Consider the following 227-nt stretch of genomic DNA (forward strand, 5'->3'; position numbering starts at 1 on the left):
ACCGCCCCGGCCAGCACCACCCCGGCGATCAGCCACAGCGTGCCGGGCAGGTAGCCCATCTGCGCGGCCAGCACCGGCCCCACCAGCGGCCCGGCGCCAGCGATGGCGGCGAAGTGGTGACCGAACAGGATGTGTTTATTGGTCGGGACGTAGTCCAGGCCATCGTTGTTGAGCACGGCAGGCGTGGCCCGGCGTGCATCGAGTTGCATCACGTTGTTGGCGATGAA

The 227-nt window shown here is 67.8% G+C and carries 1 protein-coding gene; it reads right to left on the reverse strand.

Going from position 1 to position 227, the window contains the following annotated elements; genetic code table 11:
• A partial coding sequence (locus ACLEJR_RS27130; RefSeq protein ID WP_440817798.1) for a carbon starvation CstA family protein occupies positions 1 to 227 on the reverse strand: 227 nt, incomplete at both ends.

The sequence above is a fragment of the Pseudomonas sp. SMN5 genome (genome assembly GCF_052041925.1).
Lineage (GTDB): Bacteria > Pseudomonadota > Gammaproteobacteria > Pseudomonadales > Pseudomonadaceae > Aquipseudomonas.